The organism is Hyphomonas sp., from assembly GCF_022844445.1.
GTDB lineage: Bacteria > Pseudomonadota > Alphaproteobacteria > Caulobacterales > Hyphomonadaceae > Hyphomonas.
In genome coordinates this window covers 131,677-139,418 of sequence record NZ_JALHLS010000010.1, presented here as the reverse complement: position 1 = coordinate 139,418, position 7,742 = coordinate 131,677, and the positions used below count along the sequence as shown (strand labels likewise).

The window sequence follows — 7,742 nt, the reverse complement described above, 5'->3', positions numbered from 1 at the left end:
TCAGCGCCGTCGAGAATGTGGACCTCGGCCTCCGGCATCACGGCGCGCATCTTGTCGGCGCTGGAGATCAGCACAGTCGGATCCGCTGTACCAAAAACGGCAGCGACAGGAATTCCGTTGGCCGCAAGCGCGGCAAAGGTTTCGTCCCGGCCCTGCATTGGGAAATGCCGGAAGCTCGACAGCAGCGCCCGGCCGAAGCCGCGATAGGCCATCTGCTCCTTGAAGTCGCCCTGCAGACGGTCTCCAGGCGAAAGACCCGTTTCGTCATACTGCGGATCGCTGGTGAGCGTGCCCAGCGCGACGACGCGCCAGAGCCAGTCGCCGATCACCGGCATGCGGATGAGTGAGGCCTGGAAACCGTCCGTACCCGCCACATCGAACCCCGCCGGCACGAACAGAAACACGCGCGCGGCGCGTTCCGGATGGCGCGCAGCAAATTCCGCAACGATAGGCCCGCCCATCGACAGGCCGACAAAGCCAGCAGGCTCGGTGATCGCCAGCGCATCAAGCAAGCCTTGAAGTTCGCTGTCGTAGAAGTCTACGTCGTAGCGGACCGATGGGCGGTCCGACCAGCCGCGCCCGAAATGATCGAACTGCAGCACTCGGAAGCCGGCCTCGCGCAGTGCCGCGGCATTCTGTTCGAAGATGAAGCCCGGCGTTGAGAAGCCGTGGACCATGACGATCAGCGGCGCGCCTTCCGGTCCGCTAAGGCGGTAATGTATCTTGCCTGCCGGCAGGTCGGCGAACTGGCCGGGCGCACGCGCGCGTTCGATCTCGTCGAGCGGTTTCAGGCCACGCCCCGCCCAAGCCCAACTCGCCCACAGGGCGAACGCAAGGATGCCCAGCCCCCACAATACCGACCTCATCGCGTCCTCCCTGACCGGGCAACACTTAGAGGATCAGCGGTGCGTGTCGAGCCAGTTCCTGAGGCGTTCGAGCGCCGGGAGGATCTCGGCGGCGAGTTCCGGTGGGAAACCTTCGGGCAGTTCCGCAAGCGCCGGAACCAGCGCCTTCAGTGCCGTTTCCTGCGCGGCGCGCCCGGCCGGCGTGAGGAAGACCCGCTTGGATCGGGCATCTTCGGGGTCTGGGTCGACACGGATGAACCCTTTCGCTTCCAGCTTCTGCAATGTGTTGGTCATCGTGCCGCGCGTGACCTGAAATGCAGCGGCGAGCCGCGCAGGCGTCCAGCCATCGCCGAGGCGCAAGCAGTGCGTCAACAGGCTGAACTGCGCCATTGTCAGGCCAAAGGGCATCACACGCTGGAACCGGTTGCCCGAGAGCTGCGAGATGATGCCGATCTCGAGAAAGAGGCTGAAATAGAGCCGGGCGGCATCCGCCGAAGGGCTGGTCCGGGCGGATTTTGCGGGCATACGGATCAACTCATCATCAGGTCATCCAGGCCGCGGCGCGGCGCCGGCACGACCGGCCTTGCATAGCCGACGCGCACCAGCATCTGCAACCGCTCCCCTTCACCGATGAGTTCATGCACCTCACGGTACAGCGGCGCCATCTCCGGATACTCCTGCAGCGCCTGGCTCCACGGATGGATCGCGAGGCCCTGGACGGCGGCCTCCAGCGTGAGGCGCATGTAAGCGCGGCCGGCTGAAAGCTGGCCGTCGCGGGAAGCGCCATCGTTCGTCAACCAGGCGAAAGCGCGCGCCGACGCGGCGCGGGCGCGGAACATGTCGAGGCCTTCACGGAACATCGCCGACTGCGGATCTGCCAGTGCCTCGCGTGAGACAGCGCCAACCAGCTTGCCGAGGCCAATAACCGGGCCTTCGAGCGTGAGGCCATCGCCATGCTGCGCCACTTCTTGAGGGCCGATGCGCATCAAGTCGATGCTCTCCTGCATCGTATAATCTGTCAGCGATTCCATCTCGTGACCGCGCCAAGTGATATCGCGCAGACGCTCCGCCGTCTGATCGTTTCCGCAGGTGCGAGCTGTGAGGCCGAAGGATGTACCAGCCGCTGCGAGCGCATTGAGCTTTTCCGTCTCTACATCGCGCGGTTCGTAGATCTCGCGGTTGGTATGGCGCGCAAGGACGTAGGCGAACAAGGGATCAGGCTCTGCGCCGCCAGCGGTGAACTGCACGCGTGCAACCGGGCGCGCATCGAGGCGGCCTCCCATGTCCGGTACGCCTTCGGGGAACATGGCGATCTCGGCACTGTATCTCTCTTCCGCAGCTGCGAGGCGCAGGAGTTCCAGAAACGCGCCGCAGCCGAGAATGATCTGCCGGTCGAAAGGATCCGTCGCGGGCAGGCGGCGGTCGAGATCGACATAAAGCGTCAGCGCGTTTTGACCTTCCAGCTGCACCAGCCAGGGTTGTCGGTTGTGCGGATTGGGCGCCAGCAGCGCGTAGGAAAGGAAGCGGCGGCGGAACTCGGTCTCCTGCCCCGCCGTGCGCCAGGCTTCGCGCGCCGCACGGCTTGGCTGGTTGAGCGCAACGAAACCGCCCACGCCAGCAGCGGCGAGGACGACCCCTCCTCCGATCAGTTTCAACAGTCCGCGCCGGGAGGTCATCACTCAGTCTCCATTGGTTCGATACCAAACTATATAGTTTGAAGTCTAACTATCGTCAAGGTCTGCGTTTGCACCTGCCCCGCGCGGCTGTTAGCGTTCGCGGATACGGGAGGACGCCACCATGAAAACACGCACGATCAACCCCACACCCTGGTTGCAGCATTTCAACCTGCATCACGGCGTTGAGGTAATCGGCGCCTCACGCACGCTCTACCTGTCCGGCCAGACCTCGACGGCCGCCGATGGCAGCACGTTGCACGCCGGCGACCTGGGCGCGCAGTTCCGCACCGCTTGGGCGAACGTGAAGGACGCGCTGACGGAAGCCGGCATGGGCCCGTCGAACGTCGTGCGTCTCAACATCTTCGTCACCGACGTGGACGCCTTCATGGCGATCGCAGGCGAGGCCACCGGCCAGATCAAAGCCGATGGTACCGAGACGGCCTGCACGCTGATCGGCGTGGCGAGGCTGTTTGACCCGGAAGTGATGATCGAACTGGAAGCAACCGCGGTTGCCTAGGTGGATTCTGGCGGCGCATCGCTTTAGGTAAGGCCCAAACGAGGAGTCTCCCGATGAAAACACGCGCCGCTGTCGCCTTCGAGGCCAAGAAACCGCTCGAGATTGTCGAGCTTGACCTGGAAGGCCCAAAGGCCGGCGAAGTACTGGTGGAGATCATGGCGACCGGCATCTGCCACACGGATGCCTATACACTGGATGGGCTCGACTCCGAGGGCATCTTCCCGAGTGTGCTCGGCCATGAAGGCGCGGGCATCGTGCGCGAAGTGGGCGCGGGCGTCACAAGCGTGAAGCCGGGCGACCACGTCATCCCGCTCTACACACCGGAATGCCGCCAGTGCAAAAGCTGCCTCTCGGGCAAGACAAACCTCTGCACGGCCATCCGCGCGACGCAGGGCAAGGGCTTGATGCCGGACGGCACGAGCCGCTTCAGCTACAAGGGCCAGCCGGTCTTCCATTATATGGGCTGCTCGACCTTCTCGAACTTCACCGTCCTGCCCGAAATCGCGGTGGCGAAAATCCGCACAGATGCGCCCTTCGACAAAGCCTGCTATGTCGGATGCGGGGTCACGACCGGCGTGGGCGCGGTGGTCAACACCGCGAAGGTTCAGGTCGGCGAGAATGTCGTCGTGTTCGGCCTTGGCGGCATCGGGCTCAACGTGATCCAAGGCGCGCGCATGGCGGGGGCGGACATGATCGTCGGCGTCGACATCAATCCCTCCAAGGAGGAATGGGGCCGCCGCTTCGGCATGACGCATTTCGTCAATCCGAAGGACGTGAAGGATGTTGTCGCGCATATCGTCGAGCTGACGGGCGGCGGCGCGGACTATTCTTTCGACTGCACGGGCAACACGACCGTGATGCGCCAAGCGCTGGAATGCTGCCATCGCGGCTGGGGAACCTCGGTCATTATCGGCGTGGCCGAAGCCGGCAAGGAAATCGCGACGCGGCCCTTCCAGCTCGTCACGGGGCGCAACTGGCGCGGCACGGCCTTCGGCGGCGCCAAGGGGCGCACGGATGTGCCGAAGATCGTCGACTGGTACATGAACGGCAAGATCGAGATCGACCCGATGATCACGCACGTGATGACGCTCGACAAGATCAACGACGCGTTTGACCTGATGCATGAGGGCAAGAGCATCCGTAGTGTGGTTGTGTACTGATGGACGCATGGCGCCTGCCCTTTGCGTCAACCGGTGCCGAGTTCAGCTTTGAAGGCTTCCCGACGCCCGAAGACTACGGCCCTGCCATGGCGGCCTTCGCCGATCATGGCTTACGGCCGCCCGTAAACTGACTTTGTGAACAACAACTGGAGGAACTGAAAATGTACAGTCACATGATGGTCGGCTCGAACGACATCGATAAATCGAAGGCGTTCTACGACGCGCTATTTTCGTCCGTAGGCGGAAAGGCCGGCATCAAGGATCCAAAGGGCCGACTGGTCTACATGCACAATGGCGGCATCTTTCTCGTCACCCCGCCGATCGACGGCGCGCCCGCGACCAGCGGCAACGGCATGACCATCGGCTTCGCGATGGCCTCCACCGATCAGGCCGATGCCTGGCACAAAGCCGGCGTCTCGGCCGGCGGTAAGGCTATCGAGGACCCGCCAGGCTGGCGCGGTGAGGGCGCCGGCGCACTCTACCTCGCCTACCTGCGCGATCCGGACGGCAACAAACTCTGCGCCCTGCACCGCAAGTGAGTTGAGAGAGGGCCACCATGACACGTTTCAGCCTCGCTGCCGCGCTCATGGCGGCCCTCCTTACGACCGCCTGCGTCTCGGTTGGCCCTCAAGCCGCGCCGGGACCTGAGGTGGCCCATAATACCGGCCAGCCGATTGCCGGCCAGACCCTGCCCTTCTCACGCGCCGTGCGCGTGGGCCACACGCTCTACCTTTCCGGCGAGCTCGGGATTGATCCTGCCACAAACAGTCTGGTGCCCGGCGGTGTCGGCGCCGAGACGACCCAGATATTCCGAAACTACGAACGCACGTTGTCTGAGTATAACGCGGACCTCTCCGACCTCGTGAAATGTACCGTATTCCTCGGCGACATGGCCAGATACGGAGAGATGAACGCGGCCTATGCCGCCGCGCTGCCGGACCCCAAGCCGGCGCGTTCGACGGTCGGTGTGAACGGTCTTGGCTTCAACGCAGCACTCGAAATCGAGTGTATCGCCATTCTCGAGAAATGAGCTGGCGCGGTGAGCCTCCGGTAGACCTGACCCCAGTCAGGTCCGAAGCGATCCGCTGGGTGATCGAGCGCGCGATGGCGCGCGGAAACCACGTAGTCTCGCTGGCCAAGTGGACGAAAGCGTTGGTCGCCCACATGGCGCAGGGACTGGACGAAGGCCTGAAAGCCGAAATCGCCGCGCGCTGGCCGAGCCTTACCTACTACAGCGAAGCTGGGACGCCGCATAACGCGTCGGACGAAGGCTATGTCGAAGACGCATTCGCGGTGGCGTTTCCGCGCCCGAGCTCCAGTCAAAGGACCCAATGATGACCGAGCTGAAACCCGTCTCCTCCTGGAAATCCTTTGGCGGCACATTGTCCGTCCACGATCATGAGAGCGAGTTGCTGGGCTGCGCCATGCGATTTGCCGTCTACACGCCGCCTCAGGCCGCCCACGGACCGGTGCCGGTGCTCTGGTATCTGTCAGGATTGACCTGCACCTGGGCGAACATGATGGAGAAGTCCGGCGTGCAGGAACATGCCGCGCGCCACGGCCTGATGATCATCGCGCCGGATACGAGTCCGCGCGGACCGGACGTGCCGAACGATGACGCCTATGACCTTGGCCAGGGCGCTGGCTTCTACCTCACGGCCACAGAGGCGCCGTGGGCGAAGCATTACAAGATGGACCAGTACATTACTGAAGAACTGCCCCGCCTCATCGCAGCGAACTTTCCGGCCGACATGGGGCGCCAGGGCCTCTTCGGCCATTCGATGGGCGGCCATGGCGCCATCACGCTACATCTCAAACATCCAGACACATACAAATCCTGCTCGGCCTTCTCGCCGATCACCTCGCCGGCGCGCGTGCCTTGGGGTGAGAAGGCCTTCGCGGCCTATCTCGGCCCAGCCTCGATTGCCTGGGAGCAGTATGACGCGACCGAACTCGTGAAGGAGCGCCAATCAAAAGCGCTCATCCTCATCGACACGGGCACGGCAGACAATTTCCTCCAAACGCAGCTGAAGCCGGAAATCTTCATCGCTGCCTGTGAGAAAGACGGCCAGCGCCTCGACTACCGCCTGCGCCAAGGCTACGGCCACGACTATTACTTCATCGCGACCTTCATGGATGAACACATCGCCCATCATGCGAAGGCTCTGAAGGCTTAGACCGCCTTGGCGTGCCGCTGCTCCGGCGCCGCCGACGTGCGTGCGTCGAAGCATTGCGCCACCGTGCGCAGGAAAAGCCTCGCCGAATCAGGCACGCGCACAACAGATCCGTCCACGGTGCACAAGCCCGCAGGCTGCAGCGCGCGGGTGCGGGCGAGCGCATCCTCAAGGCAACCCTCCGGCGCGCCCATCTCAGAGCACACCGCGTTCGCATCCACTTCGAGTGCGCACATCAACTGCTCGATGGCCCGGGCACGAAGCCGGTCATCCGGCGTGAGCGCAATGCCGCGCTCCACGGGGAGCCTCCCGGCCGCAACTGCCTCGCCCCAGATCTTCCGATCCTTGCAGTTTTGTACAAAGCCCTCGCGGAACTGGGAAATGGATGTCGCCCCCATGCCGATCAGCGTCTCGCAGGGATCGTCAGTATACCCTTGAAAGTTCCTCCGCAGGCGCCCTTCTGAGGCCGCGACCGCCAACGGATCACTGGCGCGCGCATAGTGGTCAAGACCAATGGGCCGGTATCCCGCCGCCTTGAGTACGTCCGCCGCCACGCCCGCCTGCTCAAGCCGATCCGGCAAATCCGGCAACGCGGCGTCGTCAATCGCCTTCTGGTGCTTGGCAAACCAAGGCACATGCGCGTAGCCGAAGACGGAAATCCGCGCGGCGCCCTGCTCCGCTGCAAAGCGTGCAGCAGCGGCCACATCTTCCGTAGTTTGATGCGGCAGGCCGTACATCAAGTCCATATTGATGGCGCCAATCCCCGCGCGGCGCAGGTCTGCGACGAGACCGGCCACCATGTCCGGCGGCTGGATGCGGTTAACCGCGGCTTGCACGGCGGGCGCTAACGTCTGCACGCCGAGGCTCACCCGCGTCACGCCGGCGGCAGCAAAGGCTTCCACCTGCCCGTCATGCATCGTACGCGGATCAAGCTCCACTGCGATTTCCGCGTCCCCGCGCAGGCCAAAGCCGGATTTCAGGCGCGCCACGAGTGCGGCAAAATCGTCCGCCCGCAGCGCATTGGGGGAGCCGCCGCCGAAGTGCAGGTGGCCAATGCCGCCATGCTCGCCCACGGCACGCGCCCAGAGATCTGCTTCCTGCTGGAGGCGCGCCGCGTAGGCGCCGACGCGGGCATAGCCGTTCGGCACGCTGGTCGCGCAGCCGCAATACCAGCAAAGCGTCTCGCAGAAGGGGATGTGAAGGTAAACCGAGAGCGGCTCGCCCCGCGGCGCGCTGGCCGCCCAGGCAGCCGCTTCAGCCTCTCCGGCCGCCGCGGTGAAATCCGCCGCAGTCGGATAACTCGTGTAGCGCGGCACTGCGCGCCGGGCATGGTCAAGCCAGTCAGGGTTCATGCGCCATAGTTTACATAG

General features: G+C 64.1%; 10 protein-coding genes. 6 read left to right on the top strand and 4 right to left on the bottom strand.

Translation table 11 applies throughout. The features are described 5' to 3' along the window. The 3 genes from Q0C17_RS12620 to Q0C17_RS12610 form a co-directional block, all read right to left on the bottom strand. Positions 1-866 (bottom strand): alpha/beta fold hydrolase (locus Q0C17_RS12620; protein WP_291206819.1); only part of this gene is annotated, 866 nt, incomplete at its 3' end. Between the two features lie 33 nt (positions 867-899). Beyond that, positions 900-1,370, bottom strand: a complete 471-nt coding sequence (locus Q0C17_RS12615; protein WP_291206815.1) for a MarR family transcriptional regulator — start codon at positions 1,368-1,370, stop codon at positions 900-902. Positions 1,371-1,375: 5 nt separating this feature from the next. Then, complete coding sequence (locus Q0C17_RS12610; RefSeq protein WP_291206812.1) at positions 1,376-2,521, bottom strand: hypothetical protein; 1,146 nt, start codon at positions 2,519-2,521, stop codon at positions 1,376-1,378. 121 nt (positions 2,522-2,642) lie between these two features. On the opposite strand from Q0C17_RS12610, the gene Q0C17_RS12605 reads away from it, so the two are divergent. The 6 genes from Q0C17_RS12605 to fghA all read left to right on the top strand — a co-directional run bounded on the left by Q0C17_RS12605 (position 2,643) and on the right by fghA (position 6,375). Then, entirely contained in the window at positions 2,643-3,038 is a 396-nt protein-coding gene (locus tag Q0C17_RS12605; RefSeq protein ID WP_291206809.1) for a RidA family protein, read from the top strand. 53 nt (positions 3,039-3,091) lie between these two features. Further along, complete coding sequence (locus Q0C17_RS12600) at positions 3,092-4,198, top strand: S-(hydroxymethyl)glutathione dehydrogenase/class III alcohol dehydrogenase (RefSeq protein ID WP_291206806.1); 1,107 nt, start codon at positions 3,092-3,094, stop codon at positions 4,196-4,198. A gap of 161 nt (positions 4,199-4,359) precedes the next feature. Further along, positions 4,360-4,737: a VOC family protein gene (locus tag Q0C17_RS12595; protein ID WP_291206803.1), complete on the top strand. Its 378-nt coding sequence runs from the start codon at positions 4,360-4,362 to the stop codon at positions 4,735-4,737. Positions 4,738-4,754: 17 nt separating this feature from the next. Next, a complete protein-coding gene (locus Q0C17_RS12590; RefSeq protein WP_291206800.1) occupies positions 4,755-5,228 on the top strand; it encodes a RidA family protein in 474 nt (157 codons plus the stop codon). Continuing rightward, positions 5,225-5,533: a hypothetical protein gene (locus tag Q0C17_RS12585; protein ID WP_291206797.1), complete on the top strand. Its 309-nt coding sequence runs from the start codon at positions 5,225-5,227 to the stop codon at positions 5,531-5,533. The genes Q0C17_RS12590 and Q0C17_RS12585 overlap by 4 nt, the downstream gene beginning before the upstream one ends. Continuing rightward, positions 5,533-6,375 carry an S-formylglutathione hydrolase gene (gene fghA, locus Q0C17_RS12580; protein ID WP_291206794.1) on the top strand — a complete coding sequence of 281 codons (843 nt, stop codon included), beginning with the start codon at positions 5,533-5,535 and terminating at the stop codon, positions 6,373-6,375. Before Q0C17_RS12585 ends, fghA begins: the two co-directional genes overlap by 1 nt. On the opposite strand, the gene hemN is transcribed toward fghA, so the two are convergent. Next, complete coding sequence (hemN, locus tag Q0C17_RS12575) at positions 6,372-7,724, bottom strand: oxygen-independent coproporphyrinogen III oxidase (RefSeq protein WP_291206791.1); 1,353 nt, start codon at positions 7,722-7,724, stop codon at positions 6,372-6,374. The genes fghA and hemN overlap by 4 nt on opposite strands. Positions 7,725-7,742 lie beyond the last annotated feature (18 nt).